We start from the raw sequence: 18,815 nt of genomic DNA on the forward strand, positions 1-18,815 counted from the left end.
ATTAGCACATGAGTTCGAATGGGGAACCATGTAGCCGAACGGCAGCCAGCCCCCTGGCCGCCGCGGTGAAAACCCTGCTCGACACCACCCTCACCGGGCTCCCGGAAGCTGAGGTCACCGAACTTCTGCGTGAGATCGAAACCAGCACACGACAGTTGGCCGCGGTGGGACATCGCCTGCTCATCGAGGCGGTCGAACGCTCCCTGCCGCAACGCTTGGGCGCGGGCAACCCGGTCCGGTTCCTCGAGGAAACCCTGCGGCTGTCCCATGCCGACGCGGTGGCGCGACTGCGGGCCGCCAAACAGTTGGGCACCTGGCATGACGCGGGCGGACAATCCCTGGATCCGCCGCTGGCCCACACCGCGAAAGCCCAAGCCGCAGGCGAAATCTCCGCCGATCACGCCCGCGTCATCGCGCGCATCACCGACCGCATCCCCCACCGCGTCCCCCGCGAAGACCACGAAGCCGCCGAACAAATCCTCGTCGAACTCGCCCGCTCCGCCACACCCGACGACCTGCCCAAGGTCGGTGAACAACTCCTCGCCCACCTGGACCCCGACGGAAAACTCACCGACGATACGGACCGCGCCCGCCAGCGCGGAATCACCCTCGGCCGCCAACGCGCCGACGGCATGTCCACAATCAAAGGCGAAATCACCCCCACCCTGCGCGCCTTGCTGGATCCAGTACTCGCCAAACTGGCCCGCCCCGGCATGTGCAACCCCGACGACCCCGAAAGCCCCTGGACCACCGAAGGTTTCGCCGCCTCCGCAGCTTCTACAGGCTGCAACAATTCCAGCAGCGCCAACAGCCCCAGCCGTTCCAGCAGCCCCGGCGGTTCCAACGATTTGGGCGGTGCCAACGGCTTCGGCGGTGCCGACAGCTTGAGCAATGCCAGCGGCTCCGGCATTGTCGGCGGCTTCAACGGTGCCGATGATTCCGTGGACTTCATCGATGCCGCCACGCGCGCCTGGATCGACGCCGCCGCAGCCCGCGACACCCGCACTGTGGCCCAGCGCAACCACGATGCGCTGCAGGCCTTCCTGCGCCCCGAACTCGGGCCCGACCGGCTGGGTGCGCATCGAGGATTGCCGGTTTCGGCGATCTTTACTATGACTGTCGCCGAGTTGGAGCAGGCTGCGGGCGTGGCGACCACTGCATCGGGTGGCACCGTGTCCATTCCGGCAGCATTGAAACTTGCTGAAAGGGCAATGCCGTTTCTGGCCTTGTTCGACCATGCGGGTTTGCCCCTGCATCTGGGACGCGGCCAGCGCCTGGCCAATGCTGCGCAGCGGATCGCGTTGATCGCCTCGGAGAAGGGGTGTACTCGCCCGGGTTGCAGTGCACCCGCCACTCTCGCTGCGGTGCATCACATCTCCGAATGGACCGATGGCGGCGCTACCGATATCGAGAATCTCACCTTGGCGTGTGATCACTGCCATGCACTGGTCAATGATGGCCCCAATGGCTGGAAAACAGTGAAACTTGGTGCGGACTCGGCGTTCCCGGGCCGCACCGGGTGGATCGCGCCCGCGCACATCGACCCGACTGGGACCCCGCGAGTCAATCACCGGCAGTACCCGAAAGAGTTGATCGCCAAAGCCCATGCGCGGATTCGGGCCCGCGATGAACGCCTTGCCGCGCATCATCGCCGCTGGCTCGAACGCCCCACTATGGCCACCGCCAGGACCTAGCGGCCGTCACCACCTCGAGGTCGTCACTGCACCGTGTCGCCGATATCCCCTGTCGGCGATACGGGTACACGCGTGTTCCCAGGCTTTGGACCATCGGTGTGGCCACCTCATCTCGAAGTGGGCTCCTCGGATTGTCCTGGGGTGGAACGAATTCGGACGTACTTCAGGAGCGCATCCCGCACGTAGACGGCGCCGAGTGGGCCTCCGTAGAGGTCTGCATAGTTGGGGTCGTCTACGAAGGTTTGAGCTATGCCGCGGATCATGGCCATCGACTGGTCGTGGTTGCCGTCGGCTAACGGTGTTCCGGGGATTTGGGTGAGCCATTCGATGTGGCGGGCGGCCATGGCTTGGGCGGGCGGGGAGGAGGGGAGGTCGCCGGTTTTCCAGGTGGTGATCCAGTCGGTGACGAGTTGGTCGGTGGTGCGCTTCCATGCGAGTTGTTCTTGTAGGGATTTGGAGTGCCACCAGGTGTTGCTTGCTTCGAAAGCTTCTTCGCCCCAACGGGATATGACCTCTTCGCGGTAGGGGTCGTTGAAGCCTTCCAGGAGTATCGACATGGCGGGGTCCGCGCCCACTCGAGTGGACTCGAGGGTGTGGTGGACGGCCTTGATGCGCTGGTCCAGGCGGTCTCGTTCGGCTTCGAGGAGGGCTATGTGGGTGCGCAGGGCTGCTTCCTCGTCGGTTTCGCGGGCCAGGACTTCGGCGACGGTGGGGAGGGTCAGGCCGAGGTCTCGGAGTAGGAGGATGCGCTGGAGGCGGGCCACCGAGGTGAGGTCGTAGTAGCGGTAGCCGTTGTCGCCGATTCGGGCCGGAGGCAGGAGGCCGATGTCGTCGTAGTGGCGCAGGGTGCGCGGGGTTACCCCGGCGCTCTTCGCCACTTCTTGGACGGTCCACTCCATTGCGCCTCCTGCCCGAGTCTCGGATCGACCCTAGTTCTTGATCACGGAATCTCCATCGATGATGTTCTCTCGCGCCCATTCCTGAGCGTCGGCCAGCTCCGATTCACGGAAGGCGGTCAGGATGATGCGGTTGCCGTCCGGATCGTCGATGGTGAGGTCGGTGGTGAACCAGGCGGTATCGGCCGGGCCTCCGATGTGGGCTCCCCTCGGAGCCACGGCTCCGAGGGTGGTGGCCAACGCGAAGAGGTCGGCACCGCCCGCGGCGAAGCTGACGGTCGTGCTGCCGCGCACCGGAGTGCCCGGGACGAGAAGCAGGTCCTGGTACCTCATGCGGCGCAGGTGGATCAGTGCGGTCGAACCGTCGGCGGCGGGAATGGTGGCCAGCGTGATGAAGCCGACGGCCTGGTAGAACGCTTCGGCGGCGGCGACGTCCGCGACGTGGAAGGTGGCGAACATCGGCATCGGGTAGATGGTCCGGTCGATGGCGGGTGTGGTGTTCTCACTCATGTCGCAGACGCTAAAGGTTTACGTAGCGGCAAGGTCAAGCCGTGGTCAGGAGGCGGCCTCACGCTCGGAGCCGAACTCTGGAACCCACTTTTCGACGAGGGCGAAGAATGTGCCTTCCGCATCCAGTTGTGCGCAGATGCCCACAATGCCACCGAAGACGCGGCTGAGCATGGCGTATTCGGGGTGATCGACGGGAACTCGCATGGCGCGCGCATTGGTGAGCGAGATGTTCTCGGGATCGAGGGCGCGGGCAGCTTCCTCTTGGAGCAGGGCGCGGGTGAAGTGGAAGTTCGGGCCGTCCAGGAGAGCGATGAGCGGGGTGGCGCGTCGCTGAATCGGAGCCAGGTCGATCGGAGCTCCGGACTTGACGAAGCCCTCCTCGCGCATGACCTGTTCGAACCCCGCCCAGTCTTCGGCGAGCATGCGGTTGGCCAGACGTCCGACAGCTGCGGGAATACCGTGTGGGAGGTCCGTGCAGGCACCGAAATCTATTACGCCCAAACGGTTATCGGGTCGGAGCTGGAAGTTGCCGGGGTGTGGGTCGCTGTGCAGGCAGCCGACTCGCGAGGGGGACGATAGGGCGAATTCGGCAAGTAGGAGTCCGGCTCGATTGCGGTCGGCGCGGGTGCCGGAGGCGATGATTCGCGAGAGCGGGGTGCCGTCCATCCACTCGGAGATCATGACCTTCGGTGCGGCGGCGACTACGCGGGGAACAAAGAATTGCGGGTCACCGGCCAGCGCCTTGGCGAAGCGTCGCTGGTAGGCGGCCTCGATGCGGTAGTCGAGTTCATCCTCGGTGCGGGCCAGGAATTCCTCGATGAGCTGCCGGGCATTGGTGCCGGCGAGCAGGGTATTGAACGCGCCCGAAAACATTTGCAGCATCTTCAGATCCGAGCGCAGCGATTCCTCCGCCTCGGGATACTGCACCTTGACGGCGACCTCACGCCCGTCGTGCCATACCGCCTTGTGGACCTGCCCGATGCTGGCCGCGGCAATGGGTTGATCATCGAAGTGCGCGAACCTCTTTCGCCAGGCGGTACCCAGTTGCATGTCGAGCATGCGATGGGTGTCGGCGACCGGCATCGGCGGGGCTTCCTGCTGCAAACGAGTCAGCGAAGCCCGGAAGTGATCGGAGAACCGGGGCGGCACAGCGGCTTCCGCGACACTCAACGCCTGCCCGAGCTTCATCGCGCCACCCTTGAGTTCACCGAGCACGGCGAAAACCTGATCGGCCGCATTGTCGAGCATCTCGTCGGTGATCGACCCGCGCTCCGCGCCCGCGATGAGTCCCCGGCCGGTGGCGGCAATCCGCTGCGCCATCAAGGTGGCGGGAATGCTCGCCACCTTCGCCATGCGGGTGAATCCTGTTCGTCTGAGTCCGGCCACGTTGCCGTTCCTTTCGTGCCGCGCGAAACCAGCTGCGCCCGACTCCCCCGTCCCAGACAGTGTAGGCGAGTTTCGAGCCAGGGTCGATCACGCGCAGGTCACCGATGGTGGGCGGGAATCCACGGAAGGCCGAATCGCCGCGAGCAGCAGTGGCTACCGATCCAGGTCGATGGTGGCCGAGACCGCGAGATGATCGGGCCCGGGCAGGCGCAGCACGGCCGCCGCGAGGGTGGTCGAGCCGCGAACAAGGATGTGATCGAGCCGGGTCAGTGGAAATGATGCGGGCCAAGTGAAACCGGGGCCGGAACCATTGGCGGAGTGGGTGTCCCGGTAACCGGTGGCAAAGCCCGTCCAGTGACGGTCGGTGCCGGGAGTGTTGAAATCGCCCGCTACCACCACGCGTTCGGCAGTGTCCGCGGTCAGCCGACGGGACAGGGTCGACAGGCCCGCATTGCGGGTGGCGGTATCGCCGGGCCGCACCGACGGCAAGTGCACGACATACACGATGAGATCCCCACGCGGAGTCTCGATATGGGTGCGCATGCCGCGCTTCCAAGGCAGACCGACATCGACCGAGGTGGTGTCCGAAGTCGGGTAGCGACTCCACACCGCGACGGTTCCGACGACCTCGTTATAGGGGTAAGCGTCATCGAGGATGCGTTGCACCGGCTCGCGGTCGGTTCCCGCGAACTCTTGCACCGCAATAATGTCGGCGTGCGTGGCGACCAGGGCTCGGGCCGTCGCGGTGGGAGAACTGTTGTCGGCGAACAGGTTCTGCGAAACCACTTGCACGGTGCCGGTAGCGGGGATCGACGGTGCGTGCGGGTTCGGTGCCCACCAGGTGCCAAAGGTCCACGCCCAGGCCATGACCGGGATCAGTGTGGCCGCCGCACCCGCCGGGGAGCGAAGCAGCAAAGCCGCCAAAGCCAGGATCGGGACCAGGACCACGAGCCACGGAGCGGCCGCGTCGAGCATCACTGCGGAGCCGAATGCGTCCGGGATACGCTCGTGCGCAGCGATGACAACACCGAGAATCACTGCCGCACCGGTGAATACGAGCGCCCTACCGGAGCCTCTCCGATGCCGGGCATCGAGCGGACCGGCCCCTCCGATACCGGTCGGCCGCACGCGCGTACCGATGCTCATTGCGCCGGGCACAGTCGGCGAGGTGTGGGGTCACCCTTCAGCTGGGCGTCGACGCAACCGGCGGGCAGACCGTCGTGCGCACTTGTTCCGAAGTTGGCCGTCACGGTCAGGGCATTGTCACCGAAGACGCTGCGCTGCACCAGGTGATCGTCGGTGAGCCACCGGAAGTCGGTCATCGGAAGCGTGCCCGCCTTCTCGTGCAGCGGTGCGAAGAACTGTTGCAGGCGGGCGATTTCGGGACCATGCTCGGTCAGAGCCGCACGATCCAGCACCAAGTTCAGTGGCGTGTTGTTCAAGATGGCGGTCAGCGCACGCATCGTCTTCTGTTGCGGGAGTTTGTAATACGACAGCTCCCACCGGTCGAGGTTGACGATGGAGTCGTGCAGGACGGTCTCGTACAGGGGCACCCGATAGGCCGGGTCGAACATGGACTTCACCAGGTCGGCGGGCAGGTCGACCGGCTTGAAGAAGACCCCCGGAGCGCCTTCGGGAGCATAGCCACCCCAGCTCTGGCGATCGCGTTGCAGCGCCCACAGCCGATCCGAAATCGGGTTCTGCGCACCGTGATCGAAGGCGAGCACCGGAGCCGACCAGGCACCGGCCGCCTCCGAGCCGAGCACGGTCCTGCGGTCATCGGCCAGCCAGCGCATGCGAGCCAGACGGTTGTCACGGTCCTGCTGCTGGGTCATCGGATGGTCGGCGCTGTAATCGTCGAAGAACTCGCCTGCCGCATCGACATCGAGGAAGTAGGAGTCTGAGCCATTGGCGGTCATCTGCGCGTACCGGTCTTGGAACAGCCGCGGATTCTTCGCCAGCGCTTCGGAGCTCAGATAGCAGCCACGGCCGTGGAATCCGGATTCAGGCGTGCCATCCGCGCGGCGCACACAGCCGTCGGGCCACACTCGGCCGGGCCAGCGGGAAGCCGGAGTGTCGGCCGTTGCGGGATCCTGCGCATTGGCCCAGGTGTCGTAGGGGCCGGTCAAGTAACCGGCATCCTTGGCCGCCTGGACGGCGGCGGCGTCCATCGGATGGTCGTCGGCGTCATAGCCGAGCCACGTCCGATCGATCCCCAGTCCCCGCAGCTGCGCGACCGTCTCGGCGGTGCGGCCATCGCCGAACAGGTAGGCATGGAACGCGCCGAGCAGCCGCGCGACAGCCGGATTACGGTCGATCTTGTCCTTCAGCGAGACGAATTCGCCGTGCCGGATCAGCCAGTCGCGGTAATCCTTGGCGGCCGCGACCGGGGAATCGTCGGTCAGCGCGAAGGTGACGGTGTAATCGAGAGTGCCTGCGCGCTCGGCGAAGTCGTGTTCGCCGCTAGCCAGCAGGCGGCCGCCGTCGGAGTCCACGGTCACGGCACTGCCGATGTCGGTGGGGACCAGGTAGCTCACGCCACGTCCGCCGAGGCTATAGCCCCAGAACGGCATGGTGAGACCCGAAGTGAGGCTGAGGGATTCGCCGGTCACGCCGTTCTCGGTGCCGTTCCAGAACGCATCGCGCACCGGCAGGGACAACCCCTCGCCGCGTGGTATCTGGAGGGATGCGGCCGAGGCGTCGCTGCCGGTGACCGGCCAGGCCAGCTTGCCGTCGCGGTCACTGTGGACGGTGACCTGCAATCGACCGTCCGATGGCGACGCGGTCACGGTCATTGCCTTGTCGGGGTAGGTCCACTTCGCGCCGGTGCCGTCGATACGGGCCGGCCCGGGGGTTCCGAGACCGCCCGCAACGCCTGCCGACAGCTCGTACTGCTGACCACCGGCCCGCGCGCTGACAGCGAGCGATGCCACATCCACCTCGGCCGTGCCGTCACCCAGTGGAATAACCACATGATTGCCATCCAGTCGAGCCGAGGCGGTAGAGCCCGCATCCCCACAGGCCGCCAGTCCCGCCGCCGTCAATCCGAGAACGGCGATCACGGCCGAGGCTCGAGACAGTCTCCGAAGTCGCATGGTGCCCACACTCGCGGCCACAGATGAGAGTCCGATGAGAACGCCCAGCTCGAGCCCATACGTATTATCCGTGGGATGCGTGTACTTGTAGTCGACGACGAACCCGCGGTGCGGGACGCCCTGATGCGCGCCCTGCAAAGCGAAGGCTATGAGACCCGCTCCGCAGGCGATGGCGGGGCCGCGCTCGAGGAGATTGCTCGCTGGCAGCCCGAGGTCGTCGTGCTGGATGTGCTCATGCCGTTCATGGATGGCCTGAGCACCTGCCGCACCCTGCGCGGTCGCGGCGACCGCACACCGATTCTCATGCTCACCGCCCGCGACGCGGTATCCGACCGGATCGAGGGTCTGGACGCGGGGGCCGACGACTATCTCGTCAAGCCGTTCGATCTCGATGAGCTGCTGGCACGGGTGCGGGCACTGGTGCGGCGGACGTATACCGAGGACGGCGCGGTGCTGTCGTCCGCGGATCTGGTCATGGACACCACGGCGCACACCGTGCAGCGAGGCGGACGCGAGATCGAGCTCAGCCGAACCGAATTCGCGCTGCTGGAGGTGCTGCTCCGCAATGCGGGCCAGGCACTACCGCGTGAGACGCTGATCGATCGCGTCTGGGGGCAGCAGTCGTCGAATTCGCTGGAGGTCTATATCCGGTATCTGCGCCGCAAAATCGAATTGGTCGACGAGCCGCCGCTGATTCACACCGTGCGCGGTGTCGGCTATCGGCTGGGTCCGGCGTGAGGCGGCTCGGGCTGCGCGGACGGATCATCGTATTCTTCGTGCTGGCAATGGCATTGGCGCTCGCGGGGATGGCCACGGCCGCCTATGTGGTGGTGGGGCACGAGCTGGAGAGTTCGCTCGATCTCGGGCTACGACGTCAGGCAACCCGGATCGTGCGGCAGTTCCCCGTACAGCCGGATGTCGCGGCGATGTCCGGATCGTGCCGGTACCTGGCCGCGCCCAGTTGCGTGCAGGTGGTGGCGGCCGACGGGACGATCGAGTCCGAGCATGACGGTCAGACGCTGCCTGTCGATGCCGAAACACGGTCTGTGGCAGCAGGTTCCGGGAAGGAGTACTTCAGCGATATCACGCTGGATGGATTCCCCATGCGCATGTATACCGAGCAATTGCATCCAGGCAGTGCCGTGCAGGTAGCACAGCGGTCCGACACCGTGGATACCGGTCTGCGACGGGTCGGTATCGCGCTGCTGGCCGCCGCCGTGGCGGGGACGCTGCTCGCCGCCGCGATCGCCGCTCTGCTCGCGCGGCGCACACTGGCACCGGTCACCAAGTTGACCGAGGCGGCCGAACGAGTTGCCCGCACGCGAGATCCCAACCAGCACATTGCCATCGGCGGTTCCGACGAGCTGTCGCGACTGGCAGCAAGCATCAACACCATGCTCGACGAACTCGATGCCGCGCTCACCGCCGAACGCAATTCCCGTGCGGCGCAACAACGTCTGGTGGCGGATGCCTCGCATGAGCTGCGGACACCGCTCACGGCCCTGCGTACCAATATCGACCTGTTGCGCCGGGCCGCACGACTGTCCCCGGAACAGCTGGACGACACCGTCGCCGCACTGCGAGTGCAGTCGGAAGAGCTCTCCGGACTGGTCAGCGACCTGATCGATCTAGCCCGTGCGGACGACCCGAATGCGGTGCGCGAAACCCTCGAGGATCTTCGCCTGGACACCCTCGTCACCGATCGCCTCGACACAGCCCGAAGGCATTGGCCCGCAATCACCTTCACGGTCGACCTGGAGCCGACCACGGTCCAGGGTGTGCCCGCCCGCCTGGCCCGCGCCATCACCAATCTCCTCGACAATGCCGCCAAGTTCAGTCCATCCGGTGCGACGGTCCAGGTCGAGCTGAGCGGGCGGCGGCTGACGGTGCGCGATCAAGGCCCGGGCATCGAGGCCGCAGACCTCCCCCATCTCTTCGACCGCTTCTACCGTTCCACCGCCGCCCGCACCACCCCGGGCCACGGTCTCGGACTGGCGATCGTGGCGCACGTCGCCGAGCTGCACGGTGCCGAGGTCACCGTGACATCCGAGCCGGGCCGGGGAGCCGAGTTCGCCCTGACGTTCCCCGAATGACCTATCGCACCGGCTGCAATGCGCGCTGCGACGTCTTCTCGTAGCGATAGTCGTCGAGGTCGAAAGTGCGCGCGTTCCACCAGGCCTCGACCGCGAGGCCCGGCCGCAGGAACGGCGCATCGCCGTGCCGGTCGAAGAAGTAGCTGTTCGCGCCGCCACAGTTGTGGTTGAAGAACACGGTCCCCTGCTGGCGATGCTGAACCTGCGCGAAGTAGCGATCGTGGGCTTCCTGGCGCACTTCGACCAGGGTCGCCCCGCGCCGCCGAGCCTCCACGATGGCGCGGACGGCATGCCGAGATTGGTTCTCCACCAACTGGAACCAGGAGCCGCCGGTGAGCGCGTAGGGCCCGAGCATGAGGAACAGATTCGGGAATCGGGGCACCGACGCGCCCAGATACGCCTGATAGCGCTCGGCGTCCCAGTAGTGCCCCAGATCCGTGCCATCGCGGCCGTAGAGCGGAAACGGCGGCGTATTGCCGATCTCGAAGACCTTGAATCCCGTTGCCAGAACCAGCACGTCGACCTTGTGCAGGCGACCGTCGGCGGTCCGGATACCCGTCTTGGTGACCCTCTCGATCTTGTCGGTCACCAAATCGACATTGTCCCGCATGAAGGTTCGCCAGTAATCATTGGAATAGGTCGGACGCTTGCACCAGAAGCCGTAGTCCGGAGTGAGCTTGGCCCGGATATCCGCATCGGGCACCTGACGTTTCAAGTGCTCCAGGCAGATTCGCTCAACGGCATGATTGGCCCACGGAAACCGCTTGTAGTACAGACGGATTCCCACCATTACCGTTTCGGTGATCGAGGTCTGGAGATACCGCATGGCGGTCTGCGTCACGGGCACGCGGCGATACACGGTCTGCTCGAACGAGGAGATGGTCCGGTCCGGCTTGGGAACGCACCAGATCGGGGTCCGCTGAAACACCGACAGCTGCTTGACTTCCGGCGCGATCGACGGCACCACCTGCACCGCCGTCGCCCCGGTCCCGATCACCGCCACCCGCTTGCCCTCGAGTTGGATCGAATGGTCCCAGCGCGCGGTGTGCATGGTGACGCCACCGAAGTTCTCCAGCCCGGGAATGTCTGGCGCTTTCGGCTGGGTGAGTCCGCCGGTCGCACCGATGACGAATCGAGCGGTCAGCTCACGCCGTTCACCGGTATCCAGGTCCTCGATCTGCGCCCGCCACAGGTGCACGTCCGCATCGAAACGTGCCTCATGTACCCGCGTGCGCAGCCGGAGATGCTGCCGCAGTCCGTATTTCGTCATGCAGTGATCGGCGTATTGCTTCAACTCCCGTCCGGGGGCATAGGTGCGCGACCAGTTCGGGTTCATCTCGAAGGAGAACGAGTACACCGAGGACGCGATATCCACCGCCACCCCGGGATAGGTGTTGTCCCGCCAGGTACCGCCGATATCGTCCGCCTGCTCCAGGATGACGAAGTCGTGGATTCCGCTCTCCTTCAACCGGATTCCGGAACCGATTCCGCAGAATCCGGCACCGACCACGACGACCTCGTGGTCCGGCGACGCCGCTGTCATCGTCATGCCGACACCGCCTCTCGACGCTCTCCAGCGGCATAGCACTCGACGACGAAGTCCGCGATCCGCGGCACCAGCCGTTGCGGCCGATACCGGAGATCCAGCCAGGTCCAAGCCCGTTCCAACCGGGCATCGGGCGCGATGTCCACAAGCTCGCGGGCATCCACGCCACGGTGAATCGGATCGAACAACCGATACCCGATGACCAGGGTCCGTGGCGCGAGCTCTGCCAGCACATCCCGGCCGGGCTTGGGCCCGCCGAGCATGAGCCCTTGCACCCCAGCCAGACTCGCATCACTGTCCTGCGCCAGCCAGTCCAGCGTGAGATCGGGAACCACGCTGAATCCCCGCGGCGCATGGGCCGCGACCCGCGAAACAAGCCGCGAGAGTGGACGACCCACGGTCCACGCCGTCGACAGGAACGCGAAACAAGCCGCCCCGAACGGCATCGAGTGGTCGAGCACCGGCCCCTCCAGCACGATCCCGTGCAGCCGCGCGGGCGCATGACCGGCCAGCGCCATGGTGATCAGCGAGCCCGCCGAGGTTCCCAGCACCACCGCCTTCTCGAGACCCAACTCGTCGAGCAGCGCCACCACATGCCCTGCCGCCGACCGCATTGTGTAGTCGGAATACTCGGTGGGCCGGTCGGATTCGCCGTGTCCGAGCGGGTCCAGTGTCACCACCCGCAGTCCGGCGGCGGCGAGTTCGTCGGCGAGTGGCCACTGCATGCGCCGGGACATGAGAATCCCCGGGACCAGCACAACAGTGTGGTCACCGGTACCCCGAATGTCATAGGCGAGCCGGTGGCCCGCGACCGTGTACCGGTGCGTGGGCGGCGTGTGCACGGCAGTCATCAGCTGCTCCTCGTCGAGCGGTGAATCCCGGGGCTTGCGCCGCCGAGCAATGAAATTAACATTGTTGTATCGTGAGTCTCCGATCCGCGACGGGCATCTGTCAACGCCCGATTCGGCTTGGCGTGGATCGTCAATCAGCTGGCGCTCCACGCCCTGTACCGGGTTCCCCGCGGATTCTTACGCTCTCGAGGTCCGGGTACCACACCCGGCCCGACCTGTGGAGGTGTCAGTGCCCCAGCGACGCTCGCGGGCAGGTAAGACCGCGGCGATCACGACGGCGGCCGCGGTCACCGTCCTCGCCGCTCGACGAATTCGACAGAAGGATTCCCCCGTGAACCTCAAAACCGATGTCGCGGAACGGACCGACAGCTCGCCGCACTGGCAGGCCGCCGCCACCGAACGCATGCCCGAGCTCGGGAAGTTCGGCAAGACGCACCCGCTCACCTGGCTGGTCGCCAAGACCGGCGGCACGCTCAATGGCGGCGAGCGGATCAAGGTGCTGGAGACCATGGGCCGCAGCGGCGCACTGTTCTTCGGGTACGCGCCGCTGGGCATTCGAGTCGTGCTGCGCAGCAGGCTGTCCCGGGTCGATTGCGAACTCGCCACGCTGCGCACCGCCTGGGATGTGGGCGCGCGGTACGAATGGCATCACCATGTCTACGCGGCCCGGCTCAGCGGACTCTCGGTGGAGACCGTGGAGCGGGTCGCCGAGGGGCCCGAGGCGCAGGGCTGGACCGAACAACAGCGCCTGCTGCTGCGCGCCGTGGACGAGCTGCATGCGGACCGCATGATCGCGGACGAGACGTTCACCGGTCTGTCGCAATACCTTTCGGATGCGCAGCTCGCGGACCTGTGCATGCTGGTCGGGCACTACGAGATGCTGGCCATGCTGCTCAAGACCCACGGGATCGAGCACGAGGAGGGCATGTGGCGGCGCGGGCCCATGAGCTGGCTGCGTGACGCCGAGAGCGGCGATGGCATCACACCGAGCTGGCTGCCCGCCTTCAATCGCGTGGTCACCAATCGTTTCGCCAAGCTCTATGCCGGAAAACTGCCGCCGTACAGCGTGATTCACCATATCGGCCGCAAGTCGGGCAAGCCGTTCTCCAATCCGGTCGTCGCGCATTACAGTGACGGCCTGCTCATCGTGCCGCTCCCCTACGGCAGCAAGGCGGATTGGCTGCGCAATATCGTGGCCGCTGGTGGCGGTGAGGCGACCTACCGCAATAAGACCCACAAGTTCACGAATCCGCGAGTAGTCGATGCCGCGGGCGCGACCGAACTGCCCAAGCAGGTGCAGCGGTATGCGCGCCTGGTGCGGGTGCTGGTCGGCGACCTGGTCGAGGACTGACCCGGGGACTGATCGGGGGCGGCGGACATATCCGCCGCTCAACGGGTTGAATTCAACCCTTCGCGATACAGATACAACAGTGTAGTATTTGCTCCGTACTCAATGAGGAGTAGTCATGGAACCTCCCACTCAGAGCCTCCACGTCGACGGGCACCGGCTCGCATACGACGTGCGGGGCACCGGGGATCGCACCGTCGTACTCGTCCCGGGCCTGCTCATGCCGCGGCGCATGCATCTGCGATTGGCGGAACGGCTGGCCGACAGCGGGTTTCGGGTGATCTGCATGGAACCGCTCGGCTTCGGTGAATCCGATAAACCCGCGGGGTACTGGCATTACTCGATGCCGAAATTCGCCCGGCAGGTCATTGCGCTGCTCGATGAGCTCGGGTTGGAGCGCACCGTACTGCTCGGGACTTCGGCGGGCGCGAATATCACCCTGGCCACAGCTTTCGAAGCGCCGGAACGACTCTGCGGCATGGTCGTCGAATCGCCGGTGCTGGAACGCGCCTTCCCCTTCTGCGCCGCCGTCGGTGCGCCCGCGCTCATGATCGGGCGCTATGGCGCGCCGCTGGTGGACCTGGTCGGCCGGGTCGCCGATCGGATACCGCGCGATCGCAGCAGTTTGGCGGATCTGGTGCTCTCCTGGATCGCGCAGGATTCCCGCCGGTCGGCCGATGTCGCCCAGGGCATCGTGTACGGCGGGGTGATGGTCCCGCGCGCGGATCGCAGCACCATTCGCACCAAGGCCCTCGTCATCGGGCATCGTTTCGACCCGGTCCATCCGATTGCCGATGATCGCGCGCTGGCCTCGGAGCTCTTCGACGCCCGCTTCCTGCGCAGCCGCTCCATTGTCGAGCTGCGCCGCGATCCGAATCGGCTGCTCGAGTCCCTCACCGAGTTCATTACCGAGTGCTGGGACTCAGCCATTGCGAACCCTCCTGCACGACAGCCTGTCTCGATCCTCTGACCGGCCGTATCCTTCCGTAGAAAGTTGGACCCGCCATGACCGCTGCCAATGACGACAGCGCGGCACTCCCACCGCTGCGCGCGCTCCCCGACCACGAGGTGGTGATCATCGGGGCCGGATTCGGCGGACTCGGCGCCGCCATCCGGCTGACCAAGGCCGGGATCCACGACTTCATCCTGCTCGAGCAGGCCGCCGATATCGGTGGCACCTGGCGGGACAACACGTATCCCGGTGTGGCCGTGGATGTCACGTCGTTCACCTACTCGTTCTCCTTCGAGATGAATCCGGATTGGTCGCGCGCCTACGCACCGGGGCGAGAGCTCAAGGCCTATGCCGATCGCTGCTTCGACAAGTACCGGCTGCGCGAGCGAGTCCGGTTGAACACCAAGGTTGTCGCCGCCGAATGGGATGAGCTGCACAGCATCTGGACGTTGCGGCTCGACGGGGGCGGGTCGATCACCGCGCGCTATGTCATCGCTGCGGTCGGCATTCTTACTCAGCCCAAGACGCCGGATATCCCTGGTCTGAAGGACTTCTCGGGCAAGACACTGCATACCGCGCGCTGGGATCACGACTACGACCTGACCGGCAAGCGGGTGGCCGTCATCGGGACCGGAGCCACCTCGGTGCAGCTGGTGCCCTCCATTGCCGAGCGCGTCGGAGCGCTGACCGTTTTCCAGCGCACCCCGATCTGGGTGGGCCCCAAACCGGATGCCACCATTCCCGCGCCCGTGCGCACGGTGTTCCGCCGGATTCCCGGTGCGCAGAAGACTTTCCGCGCCGTCACCACCACCCTCACCGAGACCGTGATGACGCTCGGCATCGTGCACAACAAAGAGCTGCCGCTGCTGGTGAAGACCATCGAGCAGGCGTGCCTGGCGAATCTGCGCATGCAGGTGTCCGATCCGGAGCTGCGGGCCAAGCTGACTCCGAGCTACGGCTTCGGCTGTAAGCGGCCGTCGTTCTCCAATGACTACTTCCGCACCTTCACCCGGGAGAATGTCGAGCTGGTGACCGAGGGCATCGAGCGGATCACCGAGGACGGCGTTCGCACCCGAGACGGCAAGCTGCACGAAATCGACACCCTCATCCTGGCAACGGGATTCAAGGTGTTCGAGAAGGGCAACACTCCCCCGTTCCCGGTGCACGGCAAGGACGGGCTCGAGCTCGGCGACTGGTGGGACCAGCAGAGATACCAGTCCTATCAGGGCATCACCATCCCGAACTTCCCCAATGTGTTCCTGATCGCCGGACCGTACGGCTTCACTGGCGGCTCCTACTTCCAGCTCATCGAAAACCAGTCCCGGCACGTCGTGCGCTGCCTGGCCCGTGCCCGCAAGACCGGAACGACGGTCGTCGAGGTGCGGCAGGAGGCGCATCAGCGCTATTTCGACTACATCCAGCGCCGCCAGCCCAGCACGGTGTTCTACAGCAATAACTGCGCGTCCTCGAACAGCTATTACTTCGACAAGCACGGCGATTCGCCAATCCTGCGGCCGTCCTCGGCGATCGAAGCCTGGTGGGACAGCAGGACATTCAGCATGCACGACTACGAATTCCGTCACGCCGGGGCACAGCCGAACGCGCGGCCCCGCATCCTCGCCGAGGAGGCGAGCGCCTGATGAGCCGAGAACTCAACGCCCACATCATTATTGTCGGGGCCGGGTTTTCCGGCCTCGGCGTCGGCGTGCAGTTGCAGCAAGCCGGATACAACGACTTCCTGATCATCGAACAGACCGGCGATGTCGGCGGTACCTGGCGCGATAACACCTATCCCGGTGTGGGCGTGGATATCACGTCGTTCAATTACTCGTTCTCGTGGGAGCAGAACCCGCACTGGTCTCGGGTCTACGCGCCGGGCAATGAGCTCAAGGCGTACGCCGATCATCTCGTGACCAAGTACGAGTTGAAGGATCGGATCGAATTCCACACCAAGATCACCGGAGCGCACTTCGACGAGGAGGCGCACCTGTGGCGATTCACCACCGAGGACGGCCGCACCGGCACCGCGCGGTACGTGATCTCGGCGGTGGGCGGGCTCACCCAGCCCAAACCGCCGAACATTCCGGGCTTGGAGTCCTTCGCGGGTAAGACCATGCACACCGCGCGCTGGGATCACGACCACGACCTCACCGGTAAACGCGTCGCCGTGATCGGCACCGGGGCCACCTCGGTGCAGCTGGTGCCCGCCATCGCCGACCGGGTCGCGCATCTCGAGGTCTTCCAGCGCACGCCGATCTGGGTGGTGCCCAAGCTCGATGCGCCCATCCCCACCTCGATCCGCCGCGTCTTCGAACGGCTGCCCGCATCCCAATCGACGGTGCGGTTGACCACCGGAGTCATCACCGAGATCGTCATGGGCCTGGGCTCCACCTACGAACGGCAGTTCCCGGCGCTGCGCAAGGGCATCGAACGGCTGTGCAAGGCGCATCTGCGGCTACAGGTGCCGGACCCCGTGCTGCGCGAGCAGCTGACCCCGCGCTACGACTTCCTCTGCAAGCGGCCGACCTTCTCCAACCACTACCTGCGCAGCTTCATGCGGCCCGACGTGGATCTGGTGACCGAGGGGATCGAGCGGATCACCGAGCGCGGCATCCTGACACGCGACGGCCAGCTCCACGAGATCGACACGCTGATCCTGGCAACCGGATTCAAGGTGTTCGAGCTCGGCAATACGCCGCCGTTCCCGGTGCACGGCAGCGATGCGATCGAGCTGGGGCAGTTCTGGCATGACAAGCGGTACCAGTCCTATGAAGGCCTCACCGTGCCGAAGTTCCCGAATATGTTCGCGATTCTCGCGCCGTACTCGCTGATCGGGCCGTCGTACTTCTCCATGATCGAGGCCTCGACCACCCAGCTGCTGCGGCTGCTGCGCGAGGCCGACAAGCGCGGCGCGAGCTATATCGAGGTCCGGGAGGAACCGCACCGGGAGTACTTCGAGGACATTCTGCGGCGGCAGGAGAACACCGTATTCAAGGCCGCGAACTGCACGTCCTCCAATAGCTACTACTTCGATCATCACGGTGACGCACCCATGCTGCGACCCGCGACCGGGGTCGAAGTCTGGTGGCGGTCAAGGCATTTCCCGCTCGAGGACTACCGCTTCCGCGCGGTGGGACACGGCGAGACCGACCTTCCGGCGCGTGGCGGCGTGAGCGGTGCGGCAAGGGCCCTGGTCGCGATGGCCGGATTGCAGTTCGTCAGTGGAAGGAAAGCTCTGTGACCTTGGATTTCACGCTGTCGGCGCGCGGTGAGGAGTTGCGCGAACGGCTGTCGGCGTTTCTCGACGAGCACTTCTATCCCGTCGAGGCCGAACTCGATGCCGAGATGGATGCGCTGAAGGGTCCGGAACCGTTCGGGCCGTTGATGTCCGATCTGCGCAAGCGGGCGCGGGAGGCCGGGCTGTGGAATCTCTTCCTGTCCGACAAGTCGCTCGGGCATGGGTTGTCCAATGTGGATTACGGGCATCTGTGTGAGCTGCTCGGGCGCAGTCTGTGGGCTCCCATGGTGACCAACTGCAATTTCCCGGACACCGGGAATATGGAGATCCTGCACGAGAACGCCACTCCGGAACAGCGCACGCGGTGGGTGGAACCGTTGTTCGACGGCAGCATTCGGTCTTGCTTCGCGCTCACGGAGCCGAATACCGCCAGCTCCGATCCGACCGGTATCACCACACTGGCTGTGCATGACGGTGACGACTGGATCATCAACGGGCACAAGTGGTTCATCAGCAATGCGGTCGGTGCGCAGCTATGCATTCTGATGGCGTGCAGCGATCCCGAGGCCGAACCGCATTTCCGGGGCAGCATGTTCCTGGTGCCCATGGATGCGCCGGGGGTGAAGATCGTGCGCAATGTGCCGGTCTTCGGGCATGCGGGCGGGCCGGGTCATGCCGAGCTGCGGTTCCATGATGTGCGGGTGCCCGGCGACGCGGTGCTCGGGCACGTGGGTGCGGGGTTCATTCTGGCGCAGGATCGGCTGGGGCCCGGGCGGATTCACCACTGCATGCGGTCGATCGGGTGGGCCGAGCGGGCGCAGGAATTGGCGATCGACCGTGCGGCGAGCCGACCGCACCAGGGCGGCGTGCTGTCGAAGTCGCAGTTGGTTCGAGAGATGCTGGCGCAGAACCGGATCGATATCGATGCCGCTCGCATGCTGGTATTGCGCGCCGCGCACACCATCGATGAGCACGGTAAACGCGCCGCCTATCGGGACATTTCGATTGCCAAGGTATTCGCCGCGCGAGTGACCCAGCAGGTGGTGGACCGGGCCATCCAAATCCACGGGGCGCTCGGCCTTTCCGATGATGTGCCGCTGACCAAGATGTGGGCGCAGAGCCGGGCATTGCGCATCGGCGATGGGGCGGACGAGGTGCATTTGATGACCATCGCCAAGCATGAGCTGCGGAATCGGGGGCACTGAT

15 protein-coding genes are annotated in these 18,815 nt (G+C 65.5%); 8 read left to right on the forward strand and 7 right to left on the reverse strand.

What is annotated here, in order from left to right:
• Positions 1–8 precede the first annotated feature (8 nt).
• Positions 9–1,694 (forward strand): DUF222 domain-containing protein, encoded by a 1,686-nt coding sequence (locus AB0N05_RS34255; protein WP_364701819.1) that lies wholly within the window; start codon positions 9–11, stop codon positions 1,692–1,694.
• Positions 1,695–1,801: 107 nt separating this feature from the next.
• On the opposite strand, the gene AB0N05_RS34260 is transcribed toward AB0N05_RS34255, so the two are convergent.
• The 5 genes from AB0N05_RS34260 to AB0N05_RS34280 all read right to left on the reverse strand — a co-directional run bounded on the left by AB0N05_RS34260 (position 1,802) and on the right by AB0N05_RS34280 (position 7,581).
• Positions 1,802–2,593, reverse strand: coding sequence for a MerR family transcriptional regulator (locus AB0N05_RS34260; RefSeq protein ID WP_364701821.1), 792 nt, complete (start codon positions 2,591–2,593; stop codon positions 1,802–1,804).
• A gap of 30 nt (positions 2,594–2,623) precedes the next feature.
• Positions 2,624–3,100 carry a VOC family protein gene (locus AB0N05_RS34265; protein WP_364701824.1) on the reverse strand — a complete coding sequence of 159 codons (477 nt, stop codon included), beginning with the start codon at positions 3,098–3,100 and terminating at the stop codon, positions 2,624–2,626.
• Between the two features lie 45 nt (positions 3,101–3,145).
• On the reverse strand, positions 3,146–4,453 hold the full coding sequence (locus AB0N05_RS34270; protein ID WP_364701826.1) for an AarF/ABC1/UbiB kinase family protein: 1,308 nt from the start codon (positions 4,451–4,453) through the stop codon (positions 3,146–3,148).
• Positions 4,454–4,639: 186 nt separating this feature from the next.
• Positions 4,640–5,632, reverse strand: coding sequence for an endonuclease/exonuclease/phosphatase family protein (locus AB0N05_RS34275; RefSeq protein ID WP_364701829.1), 993 nt, complete (start codon positions 5,630–5,632; stop codon positions 4,640–4,642).
• Positions 5,629–7,581 (reverse strand): glycoside hydrolase, encoded by a 1,953-nt coding sequence (locus AB0N05_RS34280; protein WP_364701832.1) that lies wholly within the window; start codon positions 7,579–7,581, stop codon positions 5,629–5,631. The genes AB0N05_RS34275 and AB0N05_RS34280 overlap by 4 nt, the downstream gene beginning before the upstream one ends.
• Positions 7,582–7,656: 75 nt before the next feature.
• Between AB0N05_RS34280 and AB0N05_RS34285 the strand changes: the two genes are divergently transcribed.
• Together AB0N05_RS34285 and AB0N05_RS34290 are read left to right on the forward strand one after the other, a co-directional pair.
• Positions 7,657–8,319, forward strand: coding sequence for a response regulator transcription factor (locus tag AB0N05_RS34285; RefSeq protein WP_364701834.1), 663 nt, complete (start codon positions 7,657–7,659; stop codon positions 8,317–8,319).
• A 47-nt stretch (positions 8,320–8,366) separates the two neighbouring features.
• Positions 8,367–9,674, forward strand: coding sequence for a HAMP domain-containing sensor histidine kinase (locus AB0N05_RS34290; protein WP_364702501.1), 1,308 nt, complete (start codon positions 8,367–8,369; stop codon positions 9,672–9,674).
• Between the two features lies 1 nt (position 9,675).
• On the opposite strand, the gene AB0N05_RS34295 is transcribed toward AB0N05_RS34290, so the two are convergent.
• Together AB0N05_RS34295 and AB0N05_RS34300 are read right to left on the reverse strand one after the other, a co-directional pair.
• The gene (locus AB0N05_RS34295) at positions 9,676–11,223 is read right to left on the reverse strand and encodes an NAD(P)/FAD-dependent oxidoreductase (protein WP_364701837.1); all 1,548 of its coding nucleotides are present in this window, start codon (positions 11,221–11,223) and stop codon (positions 9,676–9,678) included.
• Positions 11,220–12,071, reverse strand: a complete 852-nt coding sequence (locus tag AB0N05_RS34300) for an alpha/beta hydrolase (protein ID WP_364701839.1) — start codon at positions 12,069–12,071, stop codon at positions 11,220–11,222. The genes AB0N05_RS34295 and AB0N05_RS34300 overlap by 4 nt, the downstream gene beginning before the upstream one ends.
• A gap of 331 nt (positions 12,072–12,402) precedes the next feature.
• On the opposite strand from AB0N05_RS34300, the gene AB0N05_RS34305 reads away from it, so the two are divergent.
• From AB0N05_RS34305 to AB0N05_RS34325, 5 genes are all read left to right on the forward strand, one after another.
• On the forward strand, positions 12,403–13,422 hold the full coding sequence (locus AB0N05_RS34305) for a nitroreductase family deazaflavin-dependent oxidoreductase (protein ID WP_364701842.1): 1,020 nt from the start codon (positions 12,403–12,405) through the stop codon (positions 13,420–13,422).
• Between the two features lie 115 nt (positions 13,423–13,537).
• Positions 13,538–14,389: an alpha/beta hydrolase gene (locus tag AB0N05_RS34310; RefSeq protein ID WP_364701844.1), complete on the forward strand. Its 852-nt coding sequence runs from the start codon at positions 13,538–13,540 to the stop codon at positions 14,387–14,389.
• A 35-nt stretch (positions 14,390–14,424) separates the two neighbouring features.
• Complete coding sequence (locus AB0N05_RS34315) at positions 14,425–16,011, forward strand: NAD(P)/FAD-dependent oxidoreductase (RefSeq protein WP_364701847.1); 1,587 nt, start codon at positions 14,425–14,427, stop codon at positions 16,009–16,011.
• Positions 16,011–17,612, forward strand: a complete 1,602-nt coding sequence (locus tag AB0N05_RS34320) for an NAD(P)/FAD-dependent oxidoreductase (protein WP_364701849.1) — start codon at positions 16,011–16,013, stop codon at positions 17,610–17,612. The genes AB0N05_RS34315 and AB0N05_RS34320 overlap by 1 nt, the downstream gene beginning before the upstream one ends.
• Positions 17,609–18,814 (forward strand): acyl-CoA dehydrogenase family protein, encoded by a 1,206-nt coding sequence (locus AB0N05_RS34325; protein ID WP_364701852.1) that lies wholly within the window; start codon positions 17,609–17,611, stop codon positions 18,812–18,814. Before AB0N05_RS34320 ends, AB0N05_RS34325 begins: the two co-directional genes overlap by 4 nt.
• The last annotated feature ends 1 nt before the right edge of the window (position 18,815 follow it).

The organism is Nocardia sp. NPDC051030 (genome assembly GCF_040683015.1).
Taxonomy (GTDB): domain Bacteria; phylum Actinomycetota; class Actinomycetes; order Mycobacteriales; family Mycobacteriaceae; genus Nocardia.

Excerpts from the sequence above, each read along its gene's own strand:
- AB0N05_RS34265 (WP_364701824.1), bottom strand. The coding sequence starts at position 3,100 with ATGAGTGAGAACACCACACCCGCCATCGACCGGACCATCTACCCGATG.
- AB0N05_RS34295 (WP_364701837.1), bottom strand. The coding sequence starts at position 11,223 with ATGACGATGACAGCGGCGTCGCCGGACCACGAGGTCGTCGTGGTCGGT.
- AB0N05_RS34270 (WP_364701826.1), bottom strand. The coding sequence starts at position 4,453 with ATGGCGAAGGTGGCGAGCATTCCCGCCACCTTGATGGCGCAGCGGATT.
- AB0N05_RS34275 (WP_364701829.1), bottom strand. The coding sequence starts at position 5,632 with ATGAGCATCGGTACGCGCGTGCGGCCGACCGGTATCGGAGGGGCCGGT.
- AB0N05_RS34285 (WP_364701834.1), top strand. The coding sequence starts at position 7,657 with ATGCGTGTACTTGTAGTCGACGACGAACCCGCGGTGCGGGACGCCCTG.
- AB0N05_RS34260 (WP_364701821.1), bottom strand. The coding sequence starts at position 2,593 with ATGGAGTGGACCGTCCAAGAAGTGGCGAAGAGCGCCGGGGTAACCCCG.
- AB0N05_RS34315 (WP_364701847.1), top strand. The coding sequence starts at position 14,425 with ATGACCGCTGCCAATGACGACAGCGCGGCACTCCCACCGCTGCGCGCG.
- AB0N05_RS34290 (WP_364702501.1), top strand. The coding sequence starts at position 8,367 with ATGGCATTGGCGCTCGCGGGGATGGCCACGGCCGCCTATGTGGTGGTG.
- AB0N05_RS34310 (WP_364701844.1), top strand. The coding sequence starts at position 13,538 with ATGGAACCTCCCACTCAGAGCCTCCACGTCGACGGGCACCGGCTCGCA.
- AB0N05_RS34320 (WP_364701849.1), top strand. The coding sequence starts at position 16,011 with ATGAGCCGAGAACTCAACGCCCACATCATTATTGTCGGGGCCGGGTTT.
- AB0N05_RS34300 (WP_364701839.1), bottom strand. The coding sequence starts at position 12,071 with ATGACTGCCGTGCACACGCCGCCCACGCACCGGTACACGGTCGCGGGC.
- AB0N05_RS34280 (WP_364701832.1), bottom strand. The coding sequence starts at position 7,581 with ATGCGACTTCGGAGACTGTCTCGAGCCTCGGCCGTGATCGCCGTTCTC.
- AB0N05_RS34255 (WP_364701819.1), top strand. The coding sequence starts at position 9 with ATGAGTTCGAATGGGGAACCATGTAGCCGAACGGCAGCCAGCCCCCTG.